24 protein-coding genes are annotated in these 24391 nt (G+C 36.2%); 14 read left to right on the top strand and 10 right to left on the bottom strand.

Features of this window, described 5'->3' with window-relative positions; genetic code table 11:
- Positions 1–2 precede the first annotated feature (2 nt).
- From MTQ00_RS01640 to gyrB, 5 genes are all read right to left on the bottom strand, one after another.
- Entirely contained in the window at positions 3–824 is an 822-nt protein-coding gene (locus MTQ00_RS01640) for an RsiV family protein (protein ID WP_172277650.1), read from the bottom strand.
- Positions 825–896: 72 nt separating this feature from the next.
- Positions 897–1310: a DUF5684 domain-containing protein gene (locus MTQ00_RS01635; RefSeq protein ID WP_273647472.1), complete on the bottom strand. Its 414-nt coding sequence runs from the start codon at positions 1308–1310 to the stop codon at positions 897–899.
- Between the two features lie 65 nt (positions 1311–1375).
- Positions 1376–3304, bottom strand: a complete 1929-nt coding sequence (locus MTQ00_RS01630) for a DUF3857 domain-containing protein (protein WP_273647471.1) — start codon at positions 3302–3304, stop codon at positions 1376–1378.
- A 2-nt stretch (positions 3305–3306) separates the two neighbouring features.
- Positions 3307–5199 carry a DUF3857 domain-containing protein gene (locus tag MTQ00_RS01625; RefSeq protein ID WP_273647470.1) on the bottom strand — a complete coding sequence of 631 codons (1893 nt, stop codon included), beginning with the start codon at positions 5197–5199 and terminating at the stop codon, positions 3307–3309.
- Positions 5200–5317: 118 nt separating this feature from the next.
- Complete coding sequence (gene gyrB / locus MTQ00_RS01620; protein ID WP_172277642.1) at positions 5318–7252, bottom strand: DNA topoisomerase (ATP-hydrolyzing) subunit B; 1935 nt, start codon at positions 7250–7252, stop codon at positions 5318–5320.
- 227 nt (positions 7253–7479) lie between these two features.
- On the opposite strand from gyrB, the gene MTQ00_RS01615 reads away from it, so the two are divergent.
- Positions 7480–8823, top strand: coding sequence for a cytochrome ubiquinol oxidase subunit I (locus tag MTQ00_RS01615; protein WP_172277640.1), 1344 nt, complete (start codon positions 7480–7482; stop codon positions 8821–8823).
- Entirely contained in the window at positions 8820–9824 is a 1005-nt protein-coding gene (locus MTQ00_RS01610) for a cytochrome d ubiquinol oxidase subunit II (RefSeq protein WP_172277638.1), read from the top strand. The genes MTQ00_RS01615 and MTQ00_RS01610 overlap by 4 nt, the downstream gene beginning before the upstream one ends.
- Positions 9825–9827: 3 nt before the next feature.
- Here MTQ00_RS01610 and MTQ00_RS01605 read toward each other — a convergent pair whose 3' ends face one another.
- The 5 genes from MTQ00_RS01605 to MTQ00_RS01585 all read right to left on the bottom strand — a co-directional run bounded on the left by MTQ00_RS01605 (position 9828) and on the right by MTQ00_RS01585 (position 14342).
- The gene (locus tag MTQ00_RS01605) at positions 9828–10649 is read right to left on the bottom strand and encodes an OmpA family protein (RefSeq protein WP_273647469.1); all 822 of its coding nucleotides are present in this window, start codon (positions 10647–10649) and stop codon (positions 9828–9830) included.
- Between the two features lie 347 nt (positions 10650–10996).
- Positions 10997–12694: a lysine--tRNA ligase gene (lysS, locus tag MTQ00_RS01600; protein WP_273647468.1), complete on the bottom strand. Its 1698-nt coding sequence runs from the start codon at positions 12692–12694 to the stop codon at positions 10997–10999.
- A 110-nt stretch (positions 12695–12804) separates the two neighbouring features.
- Positions 12805–13740: a 23S rRNA (adenine(1618)-N(6))-methyltransferase RlmF gene (gene rlmF, locus MTQ00_RS01595; RefSeq protein WP_273647467.1), complete on the bottom strand. Its 936-nt coding sequence runs from the start codon at positions 13738–13740 to the stop codon at positions 12805–12807.
- A 3-nt stretch (positions 13741–13743) separates the two neighbouring features.
- The gene (locus MTQ00_RS01590; RefSeq protein WP_172277630.1) at positions 13744–14118 is read right to left on the bottom strand and encodes a c-type cytochrome; all 375 of its coding nucleotides are present in this window, start codon (positions 14116–14118) and stop codon (positions 13744–13746) included.
- Complete coding sequence (locus MTQ00_RS01585) at positions 14118–14342, bottom strand: hypothetical protein (RefSeq protein WP_172276484.1); 225 nt, start codon at positions 14340–14342, stop codon at positions 14118–14120. The genes MTQ00_RS01590 and MTQ00_RS01585 overlap by 1 nt, the downstream gene beginning before the upstream one ends.
- 138 nt (positions 14343–14480) lie before the next feature.
- Between MTQ00_RS01585 and MTQ00_RS01580 the strand changes: the two genes are divergently transcribed.
- The 12 genes from MTQ00_RS01580 (at position 14481) to MTQ00_RS01525 (ending at position 24226) form a co-directional block, all read left to right on the top strand.
- Positions 14481–15125: a hypothetical protein gene (locus MTQ00_RS01580; protein WP_273647466.1), complete on the top strand. Its 645-nt coding sequence runs from the start codon at positions 14481–14483 to the stop codon at positions 15123–15125.
- 264 nt (positions 15126–15389) lie between these two features.
- Positions 15390–16811, top strand: coding sequence for an anthranilate synthase component I family protein (locus MTQ00_RS01575; protein ID WP_273647465.1), 1422 nt, complete (start codon positions 15390–15392; stop codon positions 16809–16811).
- A 10-nt stretch (positions 16812–16821) separates the two neighbouring features.
- On the top strand, positions 16822–17421 hold the full coding sequence (locus MTQ00_RS01570) for an anthranilate synthase component II (RefSeq protein WP_273647464.1): 600 nt from the start codon (positions 16822–16824) through the stop codon (positions 17419–17421).
- Between the two features lie 38 nt (positions 17422–17459).
- On the top strand, positions 17460–18446 hold the full coding sequence (gene trpD / locus MTQ00_RS01565; RefSeq protein ID WP_273651041.1) for an anthranilate phosphoribosyltransferase: 987 nt from the start codon (positions 17460–17462) through the stop codon (positions 18444–18446).
- Positions 18447–18506: 60 nt separating this feature from the next.
- The gene (gene trpC / locus MTQ00_RS01560; protein ID WP_273647463.1) at positions 18507–19289 is read left to right on the top strand and encodes an indole-3-glycerol phosphate synthase TrpC; all 783 of its coding nucleotides are present in this window, start codon (positions 18507–18509) and stop codon (positions 19287–19289) included.
- Positions 19289–19942, top strand: a complete 654-nt coding sequence (locus MTQ00_RS01555) for a phosphoribosylanthranilate isomerase (RefSeq protein WP_273647462.1) — start codon at positions 19289–19291, stop codon at positions 19940–19942. Before trpC ends, MTQ00_RS01555 begins: the two co-directional genes overlap by 1 nt.
- Positions 19939–20460 carry a hypothetical protein gene (locus tag MTQ00_RS01550; RefSeq protein WP_273647461.1) on the top strand — a complete coding sequence of 174 codons (522 nt, stop codon included), beginning with the start codon at positions 19939–19941 and terminating at the stop codon, positions 20458–20460. Before MTQ00_RS01555 ends, MTQ00_RS01550 begins: the two co-directional genes overlap by 4 nt.
- On the top strand, positions 20444–20983 hold the full coding sequence (locus MTQ00_RS01545; RefSeq protein WP_273647460.1) for a hypothetical protein: 540 nt from the start codon (positions 20444–20446) through the stop codon (positions 20981–20983). Before MTQ00_RS01550 ends, MTQ00_RS01545 begins: the two co-directional genes overlap by 17 nt.
- Before the next feature lie 11 nt (positions 20984–20994).
- Positions 20995–22173 (top strand): tryptophan synthase subunit beta, encoded by a 1179-nt coding sequence (trpB, locus tag MTQ00_RS01540; protein ID WP_273647459.1) that lies wholly within the window; start codon positions 20995–20997, stop codon positions 22171–22173.
- A 122-nt stretch (positions 22174–22295) separates the two neighbouring features.
- The gene (gene trpA, locus MTQ00_RS01535) at positions 22296–23030 is read left to right on the top strand and encodes a tryptophan synthase subunit alpha (RefSeq protein ID WP_273647458.1); all 735 of its coding nucleotides are present in this window, start codon (positions 22296–22298) and stop codon (positions 23028–23030) included.
- Between the two features lie 75 nt (positions 23031–23105).
- A complete protein-coding gene (gene lipB / locus MTQ00_RS01530; RefSeq protein WP_273651040.1) occupies positions 23106–23834 on the top strand; it encodes a lipoyl(octanoyl) transferase LipB in 729 nt (242 codons plus the stop codon).
- Between the two features lie 17 nt (positions 23835–23851).
- Positions 23852–24226, top strand: coding sequence for a hypothetical protein (locus MTQ00_RS01525; protein ID WP_273647457.1), 375 nt, complete (start codon positions 23852–23854; stop codon positions 24224–24226).
- Positions 24227–24391 lie beyond the last annotated feature (165 nt).

Here is a 24391-nt window from a genome sequence, read left to right as displayed (position 1 = left end):
TCTTATTTAATTTTCATTCTTTCTTTAAACTCGGGCTTAAGCGTCCCTTTAAGATCCTCCCATGATACGGGGATTGTGATGTCTCCAGCTGCGAAAGCTGCAATTTCGTATGGACTATAATGGAAATACAGGTTCTTATCATCAAAGTAGAAATTGCTACTTGCAGGAATTACTTCTACCAGGAGCATATCAGAATTTTTCACCTCTCCTTTCTCATCGGTCGTTCCACTATTCATCTTATTGATATTCTTCATCAGAATTCCCTCAATTTGTTTTTTAGGCATGGTGGTAATATCAGCCAACTGTACTTTCTTATTGTTTTTCAGGTCAAACACCCGCTCGGAAAACCCGTAATTATCGTGGGCTCCCCCTTCATACGCACTGTAAACATATTCAATGTGCATATAATCATTGGTTGTGGATTTCAGATTCATATAGTTACTGGTATACCATTCCTGAGGAAATGATACTCCAAGATCCTTCGCCTCCTTCTTGATAGAATTGAAATATTCTGCCTTTTCTCTTTCCAGGTAGGACTGAATCCCGTTTTTAGAAAAATCTGTTGCCCCTTTATTGATAAAATAGATGCTGTCCAGGAGCTTTTGGTCTTTCAAAGAAGGAAATACTAAAAGTTTCGAAGTATATTTTACAGTTAAAGAATCATTGACCTTCGTAGAGTCGCTAACTTTTACTGAATCGACTACAAATTTTTCGGACTGATTCACTTCTGTTTTTTCTGTCGATGAATCCTTTTTTTCATTCTTTTTACACGCTGCAAGAGCAAAGAACGAGGAAAGCAAAATAGCTGCAATTGTATTTTTCATATTCTATATTTGTGATGTCAATACAAAAACCATTCACAAAATGAATGGTTTTGTAAATTATAATGAATTTTTTTAGTTCGCCGGTATTTTCTGGCTTTCAAATTGATCATTCCCAAAAGCTAAAACAGGAATGAATATAAATCCTAAGAAGAATAAAAGAATCGTGTATAAAGGCGTTTCTTTGCTAAATCCTTTGGCAAGACTATCATTAACCATCCATGATGCAAACAGGTTAACAAACGGAATAAAAAATAAAATAATCCACCAAGCCGGTTTCTTTACAATATCAAGCAAAACGATGATGTTATAAATAGGAATGAAAGCCGCCCATGCATCTTGGCGCCCTGCTTTCTGAAATATTTTATACATACAATATCCATAGAACAGATATATAATCAGATAAAAGAATAACATTCCGATTCCAATTCCGGCCGCTGCCGCAGAATCCATCCCATCGTAAGGATCTGTTTGTAAAAGAGTTAACATATTATTAATTTTTATTGGTTTGCTCAAATATAACGAAAAAGCTTCTATAAATAGAAGCTTTTAATTTATTTTTTAATTAAACTTATCACCTGATTTTCACTTTTTGAAGCTACTCCCCAAATCTGTTTAAATGCGGGATAATAATCTTTAGGATAATCCGGACTGCTTACTTTGGTCTTTGAGGTGACCTCCAGTTTATTTCCTTTTTGCTCTGCAACATAGCTGTATTCGATCTCCTTATCATCCGTTATTATCTTTTTATTTTTTGGCATTTCTTCAATAACATAACCTTCGGGAATTTCGAAAATGATTTTTTTTGTTCTTGTGTAGGCTGATATAAAATCTATGGGATATTTTCTTTCATCTGTCTGATCAAATTCATTGGAGTTTTTATTAAGAAACAGCATAGGATTAATGATCATTTTTTTCCCTATTCTATCGATCAGGTTTTCTGATGTAAATTTCATCGTACTTTCAAAATCACCATTTTCTAGAACTTTTGAGTTAATATCCGTAAAATCAATAGCAAAGTTTTCCTTGTACTGCTTTTTGTATTTATCCATATTCTCGTCATAACTTTCTTTGGCAAACATCGCATAGCTACCTGTATCTTTGTCGGAATAAGTTCCGGAAATACTTCCATCTTCATTGATCTTAGCCTCAGCCGTAAGGTAAGTAAAACTTGGTTGTGCATTGGTCATAGATAATTCCTGTACTTTTTCCTTTGGAGCCAGGATCCCAAATTGATTCCAATCTCTTGGAGGCAGCATATCCCTTGAAGATTGCTTGGATGTAGCATCATATAAATGATATTGGTCTTTAATTTTAACGGCTGCCAGGACAAAGTTTAAATTCGAGACATTCGGAGATGCAATATTGATCATTCCGTTACTAACAGTAGAGATCAATAACGGATCTGCCTTTAACCCTGCTTCTCTAAGCATCATGATTAAAAAAAGATTGATCTCCGCAGCGTTTCCGGTTTTTGTTTCGAGAAGTTTTTTTATTCCATCTTCTGTCCTTACTCCCGAATATTTATTCCAGGTAAAGGCCTTTTGGACATATTTAAAAATAGCATCCGCCTTATCCATATCTGTAAGCCCTGAAATTCCTGAAGGCATATTTTCTTTCGCCAATTTTGTTCTTTTCAGTTCTCCACCAAAATCTTCATTCTCATATAATCTTTCTTTGATCTTCTCCCAGGATGATGAATACAACTTCAGTTCTTTAAAATTGGTGGAATGCAATTCCGCACTGATCTTCGTTCTGTAATTCCTATCATTTTTTATGAATTTCTCCGTTTTAAAACCTTTAAGGTTTTCATACCCGAAACGATAGGTTCTGTAATTGGAGCCATACAGAAGCTTTTCCTCAACCTGCTTGTATTTAGGACTTAAAGAGCCTGTATAATTTATATTATACGATATATTGGAAGGAGCATCCAAAATATATTCAGTATATAATGATGGTGTATCAGATTCTATCAATATTTCCGGAATGGAATACAAGAACGGAGAAGTGATCTCATACTGGTATTCAATAACAGAACCGTTTTTTACATTAGGAAAAGCAAATTTGGTAACCGATATATACTTATTTTCTTTACTCTTGTACTTTGAACTTTTATCTACTTTAGTCGTGACCACATTTCCGTTTTCAAGGTTATAGGTGTAAGCCTTCATTTTAGATAAGCTTTCCTGGCTGCTGCCATCCTGATAAAGGGGCACTTCAAGATTAAGCCAGTCTTCGGCTTTTTCTTTATCATAAATCTTCACCCTGTAGAAGGCTCTTTTCTGCAAAGTACCATTATTGGAATCTATATTAAAAGACACTGATTTATACAAAATTTCCGCCGGAGCATTTTCGTCCAGCAATGATTTTTGCTTTGATAAATCGGTATCATTAAATTTAGGTGGGTTGAGAAATTCCTGTTTTTGGGCTTTGAGGCAAACAATACTGATTGAACTCAAAACGACGAATATAATTTTTTTCATGCTTAGATTTTAGTTATTAGAATTTTAGAATTGTCCATATTTACAGTTTTCTTTCGGAATTTGATATAATCATTGTATTTTTCTTTAGGATACGTTCCTTTATTTACATGAATAGTCCTGGTAACGGTAAGCTCTTGTCCATTCTTGATAAAGTTAAGCTGATAGGTTCCAAATTCAGACGGAAGTTTTACATCCTCAGGAACTTCATCGATCTTATAATTTTTAGGAATTTCAAATGTAATCTTATATTCATCTTCAAAAGACTGCATGATCTCAAACGGCAATTCCCTTTTATCATCTGCTTTATAATTATTATCAGAAAAGATAGGTACCGCTCGGAATACCATACTGCTTCCGGCATTCTTGGAATAGTTATTAGCCTTAAAATCAAGATTATATTTTATAACTGCATTATCCCTGTCATTAATAAAATCTTTCATTTCAATATTTTCAAAATGTAAAATATTTAAAAGGCTTTTTACTGATTCATTTTTTTCCTTAGGAGATAATGTGGCAAATCTTAAGTTATAATCATATTGACTGCCTGTAAAAGCAAACTCTCCTTTTCCTGCAATACTATTATCTTCATTAAGCTTAATTTTAAGGATTTGCTTTTCTTTATTTTGTTCTGCAGAATATGAAGGAGTATCCATCACTTCAATTCCATCCTTTTTAACCAAAAGAACATTTCGGTCCGTTGTACTGTAGCTCAAATGGTTAAAAGCAATCTGCTGGGATGTATTTTCCAGCCATATGTTTCCCTTTTCAGTAGGCACCATTAAGATAACATGGTTCCCTCCCATTTTTGGAAAATCTTTATCGAAAGACACCGGTGAAGAGCCGGAGTTGATGGTGCAATAGTACGATGGAATTCCCGCTTCATCAAGTAAGGTCTTCATATAATTGGATAACCCTTTACAGTCGCCATATCCTTTTTTCTGTACTTCATCCGGCATCATAGGCTGCCATCCCCCAATTCCCAGCGCAACAAATATATATCGGGTTTTACCCTGCATATACTGATACAGTTTTCTCACCTTTTCTTCTGTGGACCCCTGTAAATTAAGTGCTGCAACATCAGCTTTTATAGAGGGCGTGGAAACAGATACAGGTTGCAAAATGCTATTATAATACCAGGATCCGAAATCTTTCCAGCTCGTAATACTTCCCTGCTTTCCTTCCAGATTGAATTTTGCCAGTGAAAAACTCACTTTAGGTAAGATCTTAAGTGGTGAAGGAAGTAAAGAAACATCTTCTATTGCAGGAACATTTTTATATGAATATACTTTTTCTGCCCCATTACTGCTTTCTGCAACCGTAGTATAATTGTACTTCGAAGGATAAGTTTTTGTACGGAGCTCAATACCTGAATTATTAAGAATCTTAAACTGGCTTTCCTCCAATGCTACATTGGTGCCTGAAAAAGGTACAAAATCCGGTATGAAAATAGTGTTTTCATTAGTGATCTGGTACGAAAACTCGAGTGTATAAGGATATTGGGTCGGAGTATAAGCCAATGATAAATATCTGCTATCCGAATAAAAGACTCCCTGGGAATTGTTAGCAAAGTCTCCGAAATCCGATTTGGAATAAGACTTTATTTTTTTACCGGATTCGTCATACACTGTAACTTTTACGTCAGAAATATGATCTCCTTTGTCATATGGAATATAAGCATGAGCCTGGGAATCCCCGTCTTTATTTAAAACCGTAGTTACGGTATTTATCTGATATTTTACCTCATCTATCTTGTTGATCTGGATCGTGGTAAAATCTTTTCGGATCACCGCATTGGCATCCTTCTTTAAATTCTCCGGGATTGCTGACACCGGATAGCTTTGGGCGTAGTAAAGAGAAGCAATACAAACGGCACCAACTGTTAAGATTTTCATCATTGTTTTAAAAAATTTAACAAAAGTAATGAAATCTTAATAAATGTTAAAATTTAATTTTCGAAGACAAAAAAAGGCTCCAAAACGGAGCCTTTTTCATTATATTTTTTAGAAAAATAAATTATGCATCAATTTTAGCATATTTTGCATTTTTCTCAATAAACTCTCTTCTTGGCGGAACTTCATCTCCCATCAACATAGAGAAAACACTATCTGCTTCTACAGCATTGTCAATAGTTACCTGTTTCAATATTCTATGCTCAGGATTTAAGGTCGTTTCCCAAAGCTGCTCAGGATTCATTTCCCCAAGACCTTTGTAACGTTGTACCTCTACTCCTTTTCCATCCGGAGACATATCCAGAGTAAATTCCTCACGCTCTTTTTCATTATAGGCATATACTTTTTTGTTACCTTTCTTCAATAAATATAAAGGCGGTTGAGCGATATAGATATAACCATTTTCAATCAATTCTTTCATATATCTGAAGAAGAATGTCAGAATCAATGTAGAAATGTGGGAACCGTCAATATCGGCATCGGTCATGATGACAATCTTATGATATCTCAGTTTCGCCATATTCAACGCCTTACTGTCTTCTTCCGTTCCTACAGAAACCCCAAGAGCTGTGTAAATATTTTTAATTTCCTCATTATCATAAACTTTATGAAGCATAGACTTTTCAACGTTCAAAATTTTACCTCTTAATGGAAGGATAGCCTGGAAATGTCTGTCACGTCCTTGTTTTGCAGTACCTCCTGCGGAATCTCCCTCAACAAGGAATATTTCAGATTCTTCAGGACTTTTAGAAGAACAGTCGGACAATTTCCCAGGAAGTCCGGAACCTCCCATCGGAGATTTTCTCTGAACCATTTCACGGGCTTTTTTCGCAGCCTGTCTTGCTTTTGCTGCTAAAACAACCTTCTGAACGATAATTTTAGCTTCGTTAGGATTTTCTTCTAAGAAGTTCGTAAGCATTTCCCCCACAATTTTATCAACTGCTCCGGAAACTTCGGAATTACCCAATTTTGTTTTAGTTTGCCCTTCAAACTGCGGTTCCATTACTTTTACGGAAACCACGGCTGTAAGACCTTCACGGAAGTCATCTCCCGTAATTTCTACCTTTTCTTTCTGAGGGATCCCCAGATCATCGGCATATTTCTTTAAGGTCCTCGTTAATGCACGTCTGAAACCCGCAAGGTGTGTTCCCCCTTCATGGGTATTGATATTATTAACGTAAGAGTGAAGATTCTCATTAAATGAAGTATTGTAACGCATTGCCACTTCAACCGGAATATCATCTCTTTCGCCCTCCATGAAGATTACATTCTCCATAATGGCCTCACGGCTTCCGTCAATGTAGGCAACAAATTCCTTTAAACCGCCTTCGGAATGAAAGACTTCTGATTTGAAAGAACCATCTTCCAGAGTCTCTCTTTCATCGGTAAGGGTAATGGTAATACCTTTATTAAGATAAGAAAGCTCTCGTAAACGGCTTGCTAACGTATCATAGTTATATACTAATTCAGTGAAAATGGTATCATCAGGCTGGAAGAACTGCTTAGTTCCTCTTTTGTCACTATTCCCTATTTCTTCAACTCCCGTTTGTGCTTTTCCTTTGGAATATACCTGCTGGTAAACGTTTCCGTCTCTGTATACGGTTGTAATCATTTCATTGGAAAGTGCATTCACACAAGATACCCCAACACCATGAAGACCTCCGGAAACCTTATAGGAATCTTTATCGAACTTACCTCCTGCTCCGATCTTCGTCATTACAACTTCAAGAGCAGATTTTTGTTCTTTTTCGTGGAAGTCAACCGGAATACCTCTACCGTTATCCATTACTTCGATTCCGTTTCCTTCTTTAATGCTAACGAAAATGGTATCGCAGTATCCTGCTAACGCTTCGTCAATAGAGTTATCTACTACTTCATAAACCAAATGATGGAGACCTCTTACTCCTACATCACCAATGTACATTGAAGGACGCATACGAACGTGCTCCATTCCTTCCAATGCCTGAATACTACTAGCTGTATATTGTTTCTGACTCATATCAAATTATTAAACTTTGCCAATTGCAAAGACCTACAAATATCGTGATTTTTTTCGAGATATGAAAGTTAAAATATGTCAAAAAAGATGGAGTTTTCAACACGAATCAAAGGCATTTTTATCTTAAAAAAATACAAAGTTATATTGCATTTCAATAATATCAACTGTTTTAAATCATGTATTCTTCTATAATTAATGCTTAAATTTATTTACTCAAAATTGATATTATGGACGATTTCATTGCAGCCCGTGCCCAGATGGCCATGTCCCTCGGCTTCCACATTATATTTTCGTGTGTAGGTATGGTTATGCCATTTTTAATGGCCTTTGCCCACTGGAAATACCTTAAAACAAAAAACGAAGTATATAAGGGACTTACAAAAGCATGGAGCAAAGGAGTCGCCATTCTTTTTGCAACAGGAGCTGTTTCCGGAACTATGCTTTCTTTTGAATTGGGACTTCTTTGGCCACAGTTCATGAAACACGCCGGCCCCATCTTCGGAATGCCTTTTTCTCTTGAAGGAACAGCATTTTTTATCGAAGCAATTGCTATCGGTTTTTTTCTTTACGGATGGGATAAGTTCAACAAATGGTTTCACTGGTTCTGTGGATTTTTAGTCGGACTCAGTGGATTGGCTTCCGGCATCCTTGTCGTTGCAGCCAATGCGTGGATGAACTCTCCCGCAGGCTTTGATTATATCAACGGACAATATGTAAATATAGATCCTATCAAAGCGATGTTTAATGAAGCCTGGTTTCCACAGGCATTGCATATGACGGTAGCTGCATTTTGTGCAACCGGTTTTGCCGTTGCAGGAGTTCATGCTTTTTTAATTATGCGAAAAAGAAATGTGGAATTTCACACCAAAGCATTTAGAATTGCTGCAGGTTTTGCCCTCATAGGAGCTTTCGGAGCTCCCTTAAGTGGTGATATCGCTGCTAAATCAGTTGCAGAAAGACAGCCTATAAAATTGGCTGCAATGGAAGCTCATTTTAAAACAGAAAAGGGAGCTTCTTTTGTGATCGGAGGAATTCCGGATGAAAAGAAAGGCGAAATCAAATATGCATTAAAAATCCCTAAATTATTAAGTTTTCTCGTCAGTAATGATTTTAATGCTGAAGTAAAGGGATTGAATGATTTCAGCAGAGATGAATGGCCTCCTGTTGCCGTTGTCCACTACTCTTTCCAGATCATGATCTTCTTTGGTGTCATAATGATCTGCATAGGTTCTCTATATGTCTATTCGCTATTCTTTAAAAAAGAATGGCTGAGCAAGAACTGGCTGCTGAAAACATTTCTGATCGCCACTCCTTTTGGATATATAGCATTGGAAGCAGGCTGGACTGTAACAGAAGTAGGCCGCCAGCCCTGGATAATTTATGGTATTATGCGGACTGTAGATGCTGTAACGCCTATGCCGGGCATCCAGTATTCCTTCTATTTCTTCACCGCAATTTTTGTTTCCCTGTCATTGATTTTAATATTTCTTCTCAAAAGACAAATCCAAATGGTTCCGAAATTATATGACCCTACAGATATTCAGTTTAACGCTAAAAATACAAAATCATGATCTACGTTGTTATAGGCTTTCTTTGGCTGTCAATTTGCCTGTATGTAATCTTGGGAGGAGCTGATTTTGGCGCAGGGATCGTGGAGTTATTCACCAATAAAAAATCCCGTCATAAAACAGAGGAGATTATGTATGAATCAATCGCTCCGGTTTGGGAAGCGAATCATATGTGGGTGATTATTGCTATTGTGATCCTGTTTGTAGGATTTCCTGAAATTTACACAACGATGTCCACTTACCTGCATATTCCGTTAGTTCTTATGCTTGTAGGAATTATTGCAAGAGGTACCGCTTTTACATTCAGGCATTATGATGCGGTGAAAGATGACTGGCAGTTTTTATATACTCACATTTTTTATTATGCAAGCCTTCTCACTCCTTTTTTCTTAGGGCTGATTGCGGCAGCTACAGTTTCCCAATCCATTAATCCGGACGCCACCACATTTCTGGATCTCTATATTTTCAGCTGGCTGAATTGGTTCGGAGTGACCGTTGGTTTATTTACAGTGGCCCTCTGTGCCTATCTTGCTTCAATATTTTCTCTTAGGGAAACCAAGGATCGTGTGCAACTTAATCTGATGATCAGAAAATCCAAACAAACGATGATCTTTGTAGTGATCACCGGAGCTCTGGTTTTTCTTTCAGCGTATCTTTCGGGCATTCCTCTAGTTACCTGGGTTTTCTCCAAACCTTTGGGAATTATGGCAATTGCCTTTGCAACGATAGCACTGTTATTGATTTTCCGGGCTATGAAACAACGGAAGCTCCTTCCCGTTCGTGCCTTAGCAGGATTCCAGGTTATTATGATCCTGGTGGCCGCAACGTATCAGCATAACCCTGATATCATATTATTAGGGAATGGGCAGCATCTTTCATTATTAGAACATGTAGCAGCTCCGAAAACGATTTCTGCTTTAGCGTGGGCATTAATGTTAGGATCTTTATTTATTCTGCCGTTTTTATTTTACCTGATGGCTTCATTCAGTAAACTAAGGAAGTAAGGATTATTTTTTAAGTAAAACAATTTCAACCCTCCTATTCATAATCCGGTCCGCTTCCGTTTGTTCGGGATAAGCAACCGGATTAAGATGTCCTTGTCCGCTTGCTTTTATACGGCTGGAATCTATACCTTGCATCTGGAGGAATTCCTTTATAGAATTAGCCCTTGTATGTGAAAGATTAAAAGTACCCAAATCAAGATCTTCACCATCAAAATTATTATAATCACAGCAAATATGCCCCTGTAATTCTACCTGCATAGCCGGATTATCTCTTAGTATTTTAAGCAGCTTAAGAATTGTTTCATTCCCAACCGGGAGCCAGACATGACGGCCGCCAATAAAATTAACATTAGGAAGAGAATATGTATTTTGAACTTTCAGCTCAGCAACACTCAGATCTACAAAACTTGGAGGAACTTTTCGTAGAATTTTTTCTCCCTTAGCCCATTCTCTGTCTATAAAAATATCTACTCTTCTGTTTTTCTTCCGTAATTCTTCTGAACTATTATCATTGATCTGTTTTCCCTCACCGAGACCTACAACATTTTCAATTGTAATATGAGTTTTAATTTTCTCCTGCAGGTATTTTTTAACTGCATTTGCACGGTTTTCAGACAATATTTTATTGTAATGTATGCTTCCCGTAGAATCACAATTTCCAAAAATCCTGAATCTTAAATTGCCTTTTAACTGAGCCAAACTATCTAATTTCTTTTGGGATTGCTTATCAAGTTTATAGTCATCATGCACAAAGTAAACAGATTCAATCATTTGCGACTTAATGACAAGACATTGTAACAGAAAAAATAAAACAAAAATTTTCATCGAAATTGAGTTTTATATGGAACGGAAAATAACAATTTATAGTTTGTAGCAAAAAAAATCCTGAAGTATCTTCAGGATTTTTGTGCGTAAGCGGGATCCGATCCCTAACCTTAACTATTCATTGACTTTAACTTAGAATAAAAAATATGACTCACGCAATTAAGGTTTTTATCGCACCGTTTTTTATTATTTCCATAAGCTTTGTTTTTGTTGTTTGATACTCATTTTTAATTGTAGGAAAGAAATCTTTTATAAAATCATATAAAACGCCAAGCACAAATTTTATAAGTAAGTCAAAGCCTTCTAAGCTTAAGCCAGTTAAACTTAAAAATGAATGAATTTCTTATTTATACTAGTTTCATTAAAACCTGCTCATCAACTTTTTCTACTTTGACTAAATTATTCTTAGTTAGAGTCTTAGATGCTTTATCCCATTTTTTACCGGATAACTGACTTCTTTCTTTAACTTCTGCTAAAGAGAATGCTTCTTCCTGAGAGTTTAAAATTTCAAGAATTACTTTCTCATCTTCTCCCAATTCAATCTGAGGAACTGTTTTTTCAGGTCTCATCTGAGGGAAGAATAATACTTCCTGGATGGATGCATTATCCGTTAAGAACATGATCAATCTGTCCATACCAATTCCTAATCCGGAAGTTGGAGGCATTCCGTATTCCAAAGCTCTAAGGAAATCCTGGTCGATAAACATCGCTTCATCATCACCTCTTTCAGAAAGAGCCATCTGCGCTTCGAAACGTTCTCTCTGATCAATAGGGTCATTTAACTCAGAATAAGCATTAGCTATTTCCTTTCCGCAAACCATCAACTCAAAACGCTCTGTTAAGCCTTCTTTGCTTCTGTGTTTTTTAGTTAAAGGAGACATTTCGATCGGATAATCGGTAATGAAAGTTGGCTGAATGAAATTTCCTTCACATTTTTCTCCGAAGATCTCATCAATTAATTTCCCTTTACCCATTGTTTCATTAACCTCAATCCCAATAGATTTAGCAAAATCAAACAATTCCTTTTCAGTTTTTCCTGTGATATCGAATCCTGTATATTTCTGGATCGCTTCAGTCATTGAAACTCTAGGATAAGGTGCTTTCCAATTTATCTTATGCTCTCCGAAAGTAGATTCGGCATTTCCATTAACCTGAGTAGCACAGAATTCCAATAGCTTTTCTGTGAAATCCATCATCCAGTTGTAATCCTTGTAAGCCACATAAATTTCCATCGCTGTAAATTCCGGATTATGTGTTCTGTCCATTCCCTCATTTCTGAAGTTTTTGGAAAACTCATATACCCCATCAAATCCTCCAACGATCAATCTTTTAAGATAAAGCTCGTTTGCAATTCTTAAATATAATGGAATATCCAAGGCGTTATGGTGTGTAATGAACGGTTTTGCCGCAGCTCCTCCCGGAATGGATTGAAGAATCGGAGTTTCAACTTCAAAATATCCTGCATCATTAAAGAAGGTTCTCATGGCATTGAACAATTTTGTTCTCTTCACAAAAATTTCTTTAATATGCGGGTTGACGGTTAAATCAACATAACGTTGTCTGTATCTTAGTTCAGGATCATTAAATCCATCATGTATTACTCCATTCTCATCCGTTTTGGATTGTGGTAGCGGACGTAAAGATTTCGTAAGGAGAGTAAAATTCTTTACCAGTACAGTTTTCTCCCCTACTTGTGTGGTAAAAAGCTCCCCTTCTATACCGATAATATCCCCGATATCTAAAAGGTGTTTGTACACTTCATTATACAAAGTTTTATCTTCTCCTGTACAGATCTCATCTCTGTTGAAATATACCTGAATTTTACCTGTAGAATCCTGCAATTCAGCAAAAGAAGCCTTCCCTTGAATTCTTCGGGACATCAATCTACCAGCAATCTTCACCTGTTTACTCTCAGAAAAATCCTGTTTTATAGATTCTGTTGTATCTGTAATTTTGTATTCATCTGCCGGGAACGCGTTGATCCCCATTTCAACAAGCTTATTAAGCTTTTCTCTTCTAATGATTTCTTGTTCTGATAATTGCATTTCTTATTTTTCTAAAAGCCTACAAATTTAGGTATTTTTGAGTTGACTGTCAATGACTTTTCCCAGAAATATATTTATTTCTGTAAAAATGCGGTTAAAGAGAGGTTTGCTTACGGGAACCAGCCTTTTCTGTCTTGTTGAGGGATAAATGTCCAGGCCAGAATTCTGCTTATTTTTTGGCCCTGAGCCATATCGATGGTTTTGAACTCTACTGTCTTACTCTTTTTCAGGAGTGTGGTAAGTGGATACAGATTATCTTTTTTGGAAACCAGACAGGTAAACCACAGGACCTGCGAAGCGAATAAACTGCTTTCATGTATCATCCTGGTAATAAAAGCAAGCTCCCCACCTTCGCACCATAATTCCGATTGTTGTCCTCCAAAATTGAGTAAAGGCTTCTTAACTCTGGATTGACGGAGATTTTTAGTCTTTCTGAGATTTCCTTTTATGGCAGATTCTTCAGAGTCATGAAAAGGAGGATTACACATTGAAAACATAAATCTGTCTCCTTCTAGAAGCATATTCCTGAATATACAGTCAGAAGCCGGCTGATGCTTCAAATGAATAAAAGATGACAGATCCGGGTTATTGTCGAGAATACGTTGTGCATTTTGCAACGAGTCTTTATTAATATCTGTTCCCGTCATTGTCCATCCGTAAGACCTGTGAGCAATTAAAGGATACACGAGATTAGCTCCTACACCTATATCGATACCATCTATTGAAGAGCTTTCAGGGATTTCACCGGATCCGGATTCAAGAGCCAGTAAATCAGCAATGTAATGAATATAATCTGCTCTTCCGGGAATCGGAGGGCATAAATTATTTTCAGGAATATCCCAGTTCCGGATATGGTAAAAATGTTGTAAAAGGGCTTTGTTGAGTAGTTTTACCGCCTTTGGAAGGCTGAAGTTGATCGTTAATGTTTGGTGTGCATTAACAAAAACATAGTGCTTCAGTTCTGGCACACAAGAAATGAGCTGATCAAAATCATAGGGATCACGATGAAGATTTCTTGTGTGCAGACTGGATTTTTCAGCAGACATATTTTACTTCTTCTGACTTAAAATATATTCTACCATTTTTTTTGCATCGTCTTTAGATACCTGAGGATGGGGCTGCATAGGAACACTTCCCCAAACTCCGCTTCCGCCTTCTATAATCTTGGAGGCCAGCATTTCAATATCTTTTTCAGAATATTTGTCAGCTATTTCCTGATAAGAAGGTCCTATCATTCTCTCATTAACCGTGTGACATCCTGTACAATCCAACGTTTCTATGATCTGGCTCCCGGAAAGATTGGTTTTTGCCGGTTCAGAAGCAGCAGTTGTTTCTGATGAAGGAGTATCAACAGGTGTATTTTCTTTTTTGGAACAGGAAAGAATAAAAAATCCTATGCATCCTGTCAAAAACAGTTTTTTCATTATTTAGTCAATGTATCTGCTTTTGCGTCCTTTGCAGGTACGGATACTGCTGCATTTACATCTGCTTCTGGTTTGTTGCGGGCTGTTGCGGTAGTGTCTACAACTGTAGTTGCTTCAGGCTCTTCAAGCATTGTGTTGCTATCTTGTAGTGAATGATCTGGTTTCTTTTTGCAGTTTACAACTAATAAACCTCCGATAAATGCAAGTGCTAATACTTTTTTCATTATTTTTTCTATAAAATTTAAGCAAAAGTATAAAAAATAAATTTTTAAAGTGATGATAAATATCCGTTTCAACAATAATTTATCTGGAATAAGATTACTAATGTTCTTTTATCTAAATAAAAATTTTAATTTTAAAGTATGATATTCATTTCTAAAATTCTGTTTTTCACCAGTCATCATGGTTTTTACACCGTGGTCCTCCTGATTGTTTTCTTCAGCTTAGTATCATTCCTTACTAAAAAATGGTGGTTATTACTGCCGATTATCCCTTTAGGAATAGCCAATGCCTTTGCGGGACAGTTTTTGAATGCCTGGTTTTTAAACAAATACGGAACTGAAAGTACTGCAATCATTACCTCCGATGTGGAGACAAGTTCTACATTAAACGATATGTATATCCATGATTATGAAGCAATTGTAAAAAAGCAGGACGGTAAATATATTACAACTTTTTTCTCTACCACTTCGGCTTCTATATACCCTATTGAAAATGCAATCCGTATTCCACAGGTAAACAGTCCATTTCCCGTAAAATATATTCCGGGATATGAGAAAAATATCGTGATTTTATATGATCAGTCCGAAGAAGGCAGACGTCTTCGCCAATATGAAATGCAGGCTCCTATCAATACAGCAAAAATAAAATATGAGGCAGATCCCACCAATAAAGAATTCATCAAAGAATACCTAACTGCATTAGAAAATTATGTAGAAGTTTATAAAGATGATAACTACAATATTCAAATTGAAAAGCTGAAGAAAGAATTGGAAGAGAGCCGATAGTTAATTTTATCTTAAGTTTTTTTAATTTTATTCTTTTTTGGTTTTGATATTAAAAAAAATTTTTACATTTGTGCCATGTTTAATACGAGCAATAATTTTTGGTGGTGGCTTTCAAACTCTTCGTCGGGTCTGAAAGGATTATCGTATTGCTAATTGTTAAGCTGCTTTGCAATAAAATAAGATAAACAAAATATCAAGACTTTGACGGATTCCGTTGAAGTCTTTTTTTTATTATTTAATCTCAAACAAAAATAAAAACATCAAATGTTTAATAAGAATATAAAGGTAAAAACCGTATCAAAGAAAACACTGGGAGATCTTCAGACTCCCATGAATATTTATCTGCAGATCCGTGACAAGTTCAGGGACACCATTCTTTTGGAAAGCTCGGATTCTAAAAACATAGATAATAATTTTTCATTTATCGCCATAAATGCCATAGCAGGAATTGAGGTTAAGAACCTTAATGAATTCGAGGTTAAGTTCCCCAATTCAGAACCTGTAAAGCAGTTTATCATTGATCATAAGATCGCAGATATCCTGCATGACTTTTCTTCTGTTTTTGATTGTGAAAAAACAACGGATCCCATTGAAGAAACAGCACAAAACCTTTTCGGATATACCAGCTTTGAGGCGGTTCAGTTTTTCGAGAACATCAATTTTAAAGCACAAAGCCCGGAGGTTGAAATTCCCCTTGTGAGATACAGATTATACCAGTACGTTATTGCAATCAATCATTACAATGATGAAATGCATTTTATCGAAAATCAAATCGAAGGGATCAAATCAGAACTTTATACTTTAGAAAATTTAATAAAAAATAAAAGCTCAGTAGTCTACCCTTTTGAGAAAACGGGTGAAGAAACCTCAAATATTACCGATGAAGAATATCTGGAACTGGTTAAAACGGCTCAAAAACACTGCATGCGGGGAGATGTTTTTCAATTGGTATTGAGCAGAAGATTCGAACAAAAGTTTCTGGGTGACGAATTCAACGTATACCGTGCTTTAAGAAATATCAATCCTTCTCCTTATCTGTTCTTTTTCGATTACGGAGATTACAAATTATTCGGATCGAGCCCCGAGAGCCAACTGATTATTAAAGATCATAAGGCCATCATCCATCCTATTGCGGGAACTTTTAAAAGAACCGGAAACTTTGATGTAGATCTTCAATCTATAGAAGAATTAAAAAATGACCCCAAGGAAAATGCTGAACATACTATGCTGGTAGACCTGGCAAGAAATGATCTGGGAAAAATGGGAAGAAATGTAACGGTAACAAAGTTAAAGGAAATCCAACTTTTTTCTCACGTTATTCATATGGTAAGTGAAGTAACATCGGAATTACCGGAAAATACCAATCCTTTTGAAGTGGTTGCTTCCACCTTTCCTCAGGGGACTTTAAGTGGTGCTCCTAAGCATAAAGCCCTTCAATTAATCAATCAATATGAGAAGGATTCACGGGGTTACTATGGAGGCTGTATCGGAATGGTAGGTCTGAACGGAAGCTGCAACCAGGCTATTATGATCAGAACCTTTTTAAGTAAAAACAATACTCTTTTTTATCAGGCCGGTGCAGGACTGGTAGCCAAATCCAATCCTGAAAGTGAACTTCAGGAAGTCAACAATAAGCTTAACGCACTCAAGAAAGCTGTAGAAAAGGCAGATAAACTCAAATACTAATTTAAATAAGATGAACGAAAATATAAAAACCCAATCAACAGCTAAAGTTTTAGTATTTGATAATTACGATAGCTTTACCTATAATCTGGTTCAGATTATTGAAAGAATTCTAAACCAGAAAGTGGATATCTATCGGAATGATGAAATCAGCCTGGAAGAAGTGGAAAAGTATGATAAGATCATTTTGTCTCCAGGTCCCGGAATACCTGAGGAGTCCGGTATATTACTTGATCTGATCAGGAAATATGCTCCCACTAAAAGCATTCTCGGAGTTTGTCTGGGGCAACAAGCCATTGCTGAGGCTTTCGGAGGAAGACTGATTAATCTTTCAGAAATTTTTCATGGTGTGGCAACCACCACAGAGCTGGTGAAAGAAAAAACCAAACTTTTCCAAAACCTGTCATCAGGAATGGAAGTAGGAAGATACCACAGCTGGGCTGTGGATCCCGATCAGTTCCCCGAAGAACTGGAGATCACTGCCGTAGATAAAGATGGAATGATCATGGCCCTGCAACATAAAACCTATGATGTACATGGTGTCCAGTTTCATCCTGAAAGTATTTTAACTCCGGACGGAGAAGTTATCATTAAAAATTTCTTATTACATTGAAAACACAAGATATTCCCTCAACAATAAAAACACCTCAAATGAAAGAGATCCTGCAATATTTATTCAATCATCATACCTTATCTAAATCTGAGGCCAAAGCGATCATGATTGAAATTGCCCAGAATAAATTCAATTCAACGGAAGTTACTGCTTTTATGAGCGTTTTCCTTATGCGCAATATTACATTGAGAGAGCTGGAAGGCTTCAGGGAAGCATTATTGCAAATGGCAGTTCCTGTAAGCCTTGATGCCACTGATGCTTTAGATATCGTAGGAACGGGAGGTGATGGCAAAAACACGATCAATATTTCAACGCTGGCCGGTTTTGTTATTGCCGGAGCAGGACAAAGCGTAGCAAAACATGGAAATTATGGGGCCTCAGCTGTTACCGGTTCTTCAAATGTTTTGGAAGAGCTGGGTTATCAGATGAATAATGATTCTGATAAGCTGAACAGAGATCTGGAGAAAGCGAATATCTGCTTTTTACATGCTCCCTACTTCCATCCTGCCCTTCAGTCTGTCGGAGCATTGAGGAAATCACTGGGGCTAAGAACCTTTTTCAACTTATTAGGTCCATTGGTAAATCCGGCAAAACCAAAATTTTCTGTGATCGGAGTATACAACCTGGAAATCGCAAGGATTTATCAATATCTTTTACAAAAAGAACCTCAGGAGTTCGTCCTGGTTCATGGCCTGGATGGATATGATGAGATCAGCCTTACCCATGACAGTAAAATTATAACCAAAAAAGGTGAAAATATTTATTCTTCCGAAGATCTGGGATTCGATCCGGTAAGTCCTGAAAGTATCCAGGCAGGTAAAACCATTCAGGAAGCAGCAAGAATTTTCAGGAATATTTTGGAAGGAAAGGGAACAGATTCTCAAAATGCCGTTGTTTTAGCGAATGCTGCGGTAGCACTTTATCATACGGAAAAATTCGGTTCCTATGATGATTGCCTCCTTTTGGCACAGGAAAGTTTACATGGCGGAAAAGCATTGAGAAGCCTGGAACTGTTATTAGAATAATGCATTTTGAGGTTTTGAATAGAATTAATTAGTTTCAGGAAATATAAAAACACACAATAAATGACCATATTAGATAAAATTATATCGAGAAAAAAAGAAGAAGTTAATTTTTCAAAAGCAAATATTTCTGTAGAAGAATTAAAGGATTCTGCTTTTTTTGAAAGAAAAACCGCTTCTTTAAAATCTTCTCTTAAAGAGAAAAGCGGAATAATCGCTGAATTTAAAAGACAATCTCCTTCAAAGGGAGTAATTAATGATAAGGTTTCTCCTTTTGAAGTAGTGTCTGCTTATGAGAATTTTGGAGCAAGCGGAATTTCAATACTTACCGACACCGATTTTTTTGGCGGTAGTTTTAAAGATATTATGGATCTCAGAAGTCAGATTAAAACACCCGTTCTCAGAAAAGATTTCATGATCGACGAATATCAGTTCTATGAGGCTAAAAATATGGGTGCGGATGTTATTTTACTGATTGCCGCCTGTCTTTCACCATCACAGGTTCTGGAGTTCACCCATTTATCACACGAACTGGGATTAGAAGTTTTACTGGAAATGCATACAGAAGAAGAATTGCAACACTTCCATCCTGATATTGATCTGGTAGGAATTAATAACAGAAACCTAAAAGATTTTAAAGTAGATCTTCAACATTCTGTCCGATTAAAAAATCAACTGCCCGAACAAACTTTATCTGTTGCTGAAAGTGGAATTTACAGTATTGAGGATTTCAGTTACCTGAAAGAAAAGGGTTTCGACGGATTCTTAATGGGTGAATATTTTATGAAGAATGAAGATCCTGCCAAAGCCTTTAAAGAATTCATCAACCATATAAACCTATCGTGATGAACCAGCAGCTACAAATAAAAGTATGTGGTCTTACACTGCCTGATCAAATTCTGGAATTAATTTCCATGAATATTGATTTTATAGGATTTATATTCTACAAAAAATCGCCGCGGTATGCACTTAATCGTTTAAGTTTAGATAATATTTCGAAAATCATTCACAAAGGAAAGGTAGGAGTTTTCGTGAACGAGGATATAGAAAATGTAGCGGATATTACTAAAAAGGCTGAGCTTAATTTTATTCAGCTGCACGGTGATGAAAGTGATGAATATATTAAGGTATTAAAGCAAAAAACAGATCCGGAAGTAAAAATAATCAAAGCCTTAAGGATTGGTGAAACAATGGGACATCTTTCTTCTGAAATTGACCGGATACAATCCGTTATTGATTATTTGTTATTTGATACGGATAGTCAATCATTTGGAGGAACTGGAAAACAGTTTGACTGGTCGCTGTTAAATGATATCAAAATAAATGTTCCATACCTGCTGAGCGGGGGCATTTCAGAACAGAATATAAAAGATATCAAAGTATTGGATCAGAAACCTTTTGCCTTGGATATCAATTCAAAATTTGAAACCGGACCAGGAATTAAAGATGTAGAGAAAATTAAAGTATTTAAGTCAAACCCATTAATCTCATCCTTATGAATATACAATCATTGAAAAAACAGTTCTATAAAACTTTATTCCCACCGAGGTTTGAGAATGAAAGGGTAAAAAAACTGCATGATTTCATATGTGAAAATGACAGCACCACAGACTTCTGGGAAATGGGTGGTTTATTATCCATATTTATAAGTATCATTAAGGATTTTAATGAAGATGATATTGAGTATTTTTTTGAAACCATTCATTTATGGGATGGATATCATTTGGTAATAATTGCGGATAAACTGATGGAAAATACGGTCAAAGCTAATGTTAATTATGACCTGGGAAAAATCTATTTTAAGATATTCTTATCTTATGAAAAACTGGATTCTTATTATTTGCTGGATAACCTGGAACTGATCTTTAAAATGTATCGTTCAAAGCTAGATATCGAAACCCTGATCAGCATTTCAAGTAAAATAAAATACCTGTACCAGAATAAACAAATAACAAGACAGCAATTCGATCATAATCTGTCCTATCTAAATACCCTGAACCATGACGTACCACATTAAAAATCCGGAACAACTTACCGTACAGGAAATAGGAGTAATAATAAAGCTTTGGGAAAACAAGGAATGGACAGGTATGAAAGCTGATGATTTCAGACAGCTATTTAAAAATTCTGAATTTCATTTATTACTGGACACTGATGGAAATATCAAATCTGTATTGCGTCTGAATTTCGATTTTACATTAAAGATATCGGGAAATCTACATTCTTATACAGAAATGGTGGGCTTTGTTTCTGCACAAAAAGGACATGGCTATGGCAGCCAATTGCTGAAGCTTTCAGCAGAAAATGTTACTGAGAGGGACCTGCAGGTTATTGGATTCTGTATTTCCGATTTGCGCCCCTTTTATGAAAAGTGCAAAATTGATATATTATACGATAAAGCAAAAAAAATTCTGGAGCAGGAAGATGATCACTGGATCAGTTCTGAAGATGATGATATCCTGATCATCCATTTGTCTGAAGAAAATAGAAATCTTTTCAAGCAGCTTGATTCAGAAAAAACTGCTTATTTAATACAATAACAACAATGAAAATGAATTATAAAAACCCTGATCAAAATGGATATTATGGAGAATTCGGAGGAGCTTTTATCCCTGAAATGCTTTATCCAAATGTAGAAGAGCTTCAAAAAAACTATCTTGAAATTATAGAATCTGAGGAGTTTCAGGCAGAATATCAGGATTTACTGAAAAATTATGTGGGGCGTGCTACTCCTCTTTATTTTGCCAAAAATCTGAGCAACCAGTACAAAACGAACATTTATCTGAAAAGAGAAGATCTTAACCATACCGGTGCCCACAAGATCAATAACGCACTAGGCCAGGTTTTACTGGCAAAACGATTGGGAAAAACCAGAATTATTGCAGAAACCGGAGCCGGACAACACGGCGTTGCTACTGCTACCGCCTGCGCATTGCTTGGTTTGAAATGTATTGTTTATATGGGTGAAATTGACATTCAGAGGCAGGCTCCAAATGTAGCAAGAATGAAAATGCTGGGTGCAGAAGTAGTTCCGGCAATTTCGGGATCAAAAACATTAAAAGACGCTGTAAATGAGGCTTTAAGAGATTGGATCAATAATCCCGTGACAACTCATTATGTTATAGGCAGCGTTGTGGGACCTCATCCCTTTCCCGATTTGGTTGCAAGATTTCAAAGCGTCATATCAAAAGAGATCAGGGAACAGCTTCATGAACAAACAGGAAGAGAGAATCCTGACTATGTGATTGCTTGCGTAGGAGGTGGCAGTAACGCAGCAGGAACTTTTTACCATTTTGTGGAAGAAGAAAATGTAAAAATTATTGCGGCAGAAGCAGGAGGCTTCGGTGTGGAATCCGGAAAATCTGCGGCCACCACTTTTCTTGGAACTTTAGGCGTTTTACACGGAAGCAAAAGTCTTGTCATGCAGACCCGCGACGGTCAGGTAATCGAACCCCATTCAATTTCTGCCGGTTTGGATTATCCCGGGATCGGGCCTTTCCATGCTCATTTATTTAAGGAAAAGCGTGCGGAATTTTTCAGCATCAATGATGATGAAGCCCTGAAATCAGCTTTTGAGCTCACAAAACTGGAAGGAATTATTCCTGCCCTTGAAAGCTCACATGCTCTGGCCGTCCTGGATAAAAAGAAATTCGACGAAAATGACATCGTGGTGATCTGCCTGAGCGGACGTGGTGATAAGGATATGGAAACTTATTTAGCTAATCTTTAAATTTTTAATCTGTAAAATGTAAAAAGTATTCATGTAAAATGATTCTGACAGTTGTTAAAGAAAATTATGCGTCTTTTTATCATAAATACATTTTACATGAATACATAAATACAATAAACCCAATGAAAAAACTCAATATATACTTCACAGCAGGGATTCCTAAATTGGAAGATACTGCAGATATTATAAAACTCATACAGGATGCCGGTGCGGACATGATGGAAATCGGAATGCCTTATTCGGATCCGGTTGCCGACGGTCCCGTTATACAGAAAGCACATGAACTTGCATTGAAAAATGGAATGACCATTGAGAAATTACTATCACAACTGAAATCCATTAAAACTGAAATTAAAATTCCTATTATTTTAATGGGATATATCAATCCGGTTTTAAGTTTTGGTTTTGAAAATTTCTGCAAAGAATGCTCGGAAAGTGGCGTTACCGGACTCATTATCCCTGATCTCCCTCCTATTGAATTTGAAAAGAATTATCAGCAAATCCTGAAGAAATATCATCTCAACTTCACATTTCTGATCACACCTGAAACCTCAGATGAAAGAATCTTATATCTTGATTCTTTAAGCTCAGGGTTCCTGTATGCGGTAAGTTCTTCATCCACAACAGGAAATGAAAATGCCGTATTAAAAAATGAAGATTATCTTTCCAGGATATCTCTTCTTCAGTTAAAAAATCCAGTAATGATCGGTTTTGGTATAAAATCGAAAAAAGATTTTGAAAGTGTAACGGAAAAGGCAGACGGCGGAATCATAGGAACAGCATTCGTTAATGTTCTATTACAGGATAAAGATTGGAAGAATAATGCCATAGATTTTATAAATTCAATAAAGAATTAAAAATCACTAAATTTGTATGTCTAAAAAATGGTACAAGTCTTTCCACAGGACCATAAAAAAAGACAGACGCTCATTATGAATACACATCAAAATAAAGTAGTAGAATTCGAAGATCTGGGTACAAGAGATTATCAGTCCTCATGGGACTATCAGGAAAAACTGATGAAAGATATCATTGATACCAAAATAAAAAACCGCGATTTACCTGCTGAAGAACATATTACCACACCCAATCATTTGCTTTTGGTGGAGCATCCCCATGTTTATACTTTAGGAAAAAGCGGACATGAAGAAAATATGCTGGCGGGAATTGATAAACTCAAAGAGATTGATGCTACTTTTGTAAAAGTAAACCGTGGCGGAGATATTACCTATCATGGATACGGGCAGGTTGTAGGTTATCCGATCTTAGATCTTGAAAATTTCTTTACAGATATTCATTTATACATGAGAAACCTGGAAGAAGTGATCATCAGAACCATTGGCGAATATGGCCTTAAGGGCGAGCGTTCCCAGGGAGAGACCGGGGTCTGGCTGGATGTGGGAAAACCGTATGCCCGAAAAATTTGTGCAATGGGTGTGAAAGCTTCCCGTTGGGTAACTTTACATGGTTTTGCCCTTAATGTAAACACCGATATGCGCTATTTTGAATATATCATTCCTTGTGGTATCAAAGATAAACAGGTGACCTCTCTGAAAAGAGAACTTGAAAGAGAACTTTCCCCTCAGGAAATGGAAGATATCAAATCTAAAATTACAAAACATTTTGCAGATGTTTTTGGAGCTCAGCTTACCAATAGATAATACTTTTCCGCAGACCTTTGAAAAGTAATAATATTGAATTAGAGCCTGGAATGGAAAGGAAGATTAAAATTTCCTTTGCTGTTTTCTTTGGATTTATTATACGTGTCATCATTATATATCAATATTTTTACGGGGAAGAAAATGTAAAAAAGCAACTTTTACACATAGAGAATCATTCTAGGGTTATTGATATTTACAATAACCAAAAAGAACATAATTTCTTATTTGTAAAGTATTCTAATGGCAGAAAAAATATTTTAGAGTTTAACTATAAAATTGGTGATTCCATATCAAAAAATAAAGGAGATTCCATTGAGTATATTTTCAGAAATGGAAAAATAATTGAAAACAATTTATTTGATGAATATAGGAGAAATGGTGGGAAAAATTAAAAACTATTTATCATTCGGCTATTCCACAGAGTCTTTGATCATATATGATTTGCCTTATTAAAAAATAGTATTTAAATATACTTTTGGCTGAATCATATGGATAAAAAATCGAAAAATCTCCTACATATTTAGTATTTTGCATTGTATTTTTAGCGCAATTAATAA

The organism is Chryseobacterium sp. B21-037 (genome assembly GCF_028570785.1).
In the GTDB taxonomy this organism is placed as follows: Bacteria; Bacteroidota; Bacteroidia; order Flavobacteriales; family Weeksellaceae; genus Chryseobacterium; species Chryseobacterium proteolyticum.
Note: the sequence above shows the minus strand (reverse complement) of the source record. Positions and strands in the feature narration are given on the sequence as shown.

What these genes read in the sequence shown, in the direction of transcription:
- MTQ00_RS01640 (WP_172277650.1), bottom strand. Translation starts at nt 824, where the DNA reads ATGAAAAATACAATTGCAGCTATTTTGCTTTCCTCGTTCTTTGCTCTT.
- gyrB (WP_172277642.1), bottom strand. Translation starts at nt 7,252, where the DNA reads ATGAGTCAGAAACAATATACAGCTAGTAGTATTCAGGCATTGGAAGGA.
- MTQ00_RS01630 (WP_273647471.1), bottom strand. Translation starts at nt 3,304, where the DNA reads ATGAAAAAAATTATATTCGTCGTTTTGAGTTCAATCAGTATTGTTTGC.
- MTQ00_RS01580 (WP_273647466.1), top strand. Translation starts at nt 14,481, where the DNA reads ATGATATTCATTTCTAAAATTCTGTTTTTCACCAGTCATCATGGTTTT.
- MTQ00_RS01625 (WP_273647470.1), bottom strand. Translation starts at nt 5,199, where the DNA reads ATGATGAAAATCTTAACAGTTGGTGCCGTTTGTATTGCTTCTCTTTAC.
- MTQ00_RS01550 (WP_273647461.1), top strand. Translation starts at nt 19,939, where the DNA reads ATGAATATACAATCATTGAAAAAACAGTTCTATAAAACTTTATTCCCA.
- trpD (WP_273651041.1), top strand. Translation starts at nt 17,460, where the DNA reads ATGAAAGAGATCCTGCAATATTTATTCAATCATCATACCTTATCTAAA.
- MTQ00_RS01570 (WP_273647464.1), top strand. Translation starts at nt 16,822, where the DNA reads ATGAACGAAAATATAAAAACCCAATCAACAGCTAAAGTTTTAGTATTT.
- MTQ00_RS01610 (WP_172277638.1), top strand. Translation starts at nt 8,820, where the DNA reads ATGATCTACGTTGTTATAGGCTTTCTTTGGCTGTCAATTTGCCTGTAT.
- lipB (WP_273651040.1), top strand. Translation starts at nt 23,106, where the DNA reads ATGAATACACATCAAAATAAAGTAGTAGAATTCGAAGATCTGGGTACA.
- rlmF (WP_273647467.1), bottom strand. Translation starts at nt 13,740, where the DNA reads ATGTCTGCTGAAAAATCCAGTCTGCACACAAGAAATCTTCATCGTGAT.
- trpA (WP_273647458.1), top strand. Translation starts at nt 22,296, where the DNA reads ATGAAAAAACTCAATATATACTTCACAGCAGGGATTCCTAAATTGGAA.
- MTQ00_RS01585 (WP_172276484.1), bottom strand. Translation starts at nt 14,342, where the DNA reads ATGAAAAAAGTATTAGCACTTGCATTTATCGGAGGTTTATTAGTTGTA.
- MTQ00_RS01605 (WP_273647469.1), bottom strand. Translation starts at nt 10,649, where the DNA reads ATGAAAATTTTTGTTTTATTTTTTCTGTTACAATGTCTTGTCATTAAG.
- trpC (WP_273647463.1), top strand. Translation starts at nt 18,507, where the DNA reads ATGACCATATTAGATAAAATTATATCGAGAAAAAAAGAAGAAGTTAAT.
- MTQ00_RS01555 (WP_273647462.1), top strand. Translation starts at nt 19,289, where the DNA reads ATGAACCAGCAGCTACAAATAAAAGTATGTGGTCTTACACTGCCTGAT.
- MTQ00_RS01635 (WP_273647472.1), bottom strand. Translation starts at nt 1,310, where the DNA reads ATGTTAACTCTTTTACAAACAGATCCTTACGATGGGATGGATTCTGCG.
- MTQ00_RS01615 (WP_172277640.1), top strand. Translation starts at nt 7,480, where the DNA reads ATGGACGATTTCATTGCAGCCCGTGCCCAGATGGCCATGTCCCTCGGC.
- trpB (WP_273647459.1), top strand. Translation starts at nt 20,995, where the DNA reads ATGAATTATAAAAACCCTGATCAAAATGGATATTATGGAGAATTCGGA.
- MTQ00_RS01545 (WP_273647460.1), top strand. Translation starts at nt 20,444, where the DNA reads ATGACGTACCACATTAAAAATCCGGAACAACTTACCGTACAGGAAATA.
- lysS (WP_273647468.1), bottom strand. Translation starts at nt 12,694, where the DNA reads ATGCAATTATCAGAACAAGAAATCATTAGAAGAGAAAAGCTTAATAAG.
- MTQ00_RS01575 (WP_273647465.1), top strand. Translation starts at nt 15,390, where the DNA reads ATGTTTAATAAGAATATAAAGGTAAAAACCGTATCAAAGAAAACACTG.
- MTQ00_RS01590 (WP_172277630.1), bottom strand. Translation starts at nt 14,118, where the DNA reads ATGAAAAAACTGTTTTTGACAGGATGCATAGGATTTTTTATTCTTTCC.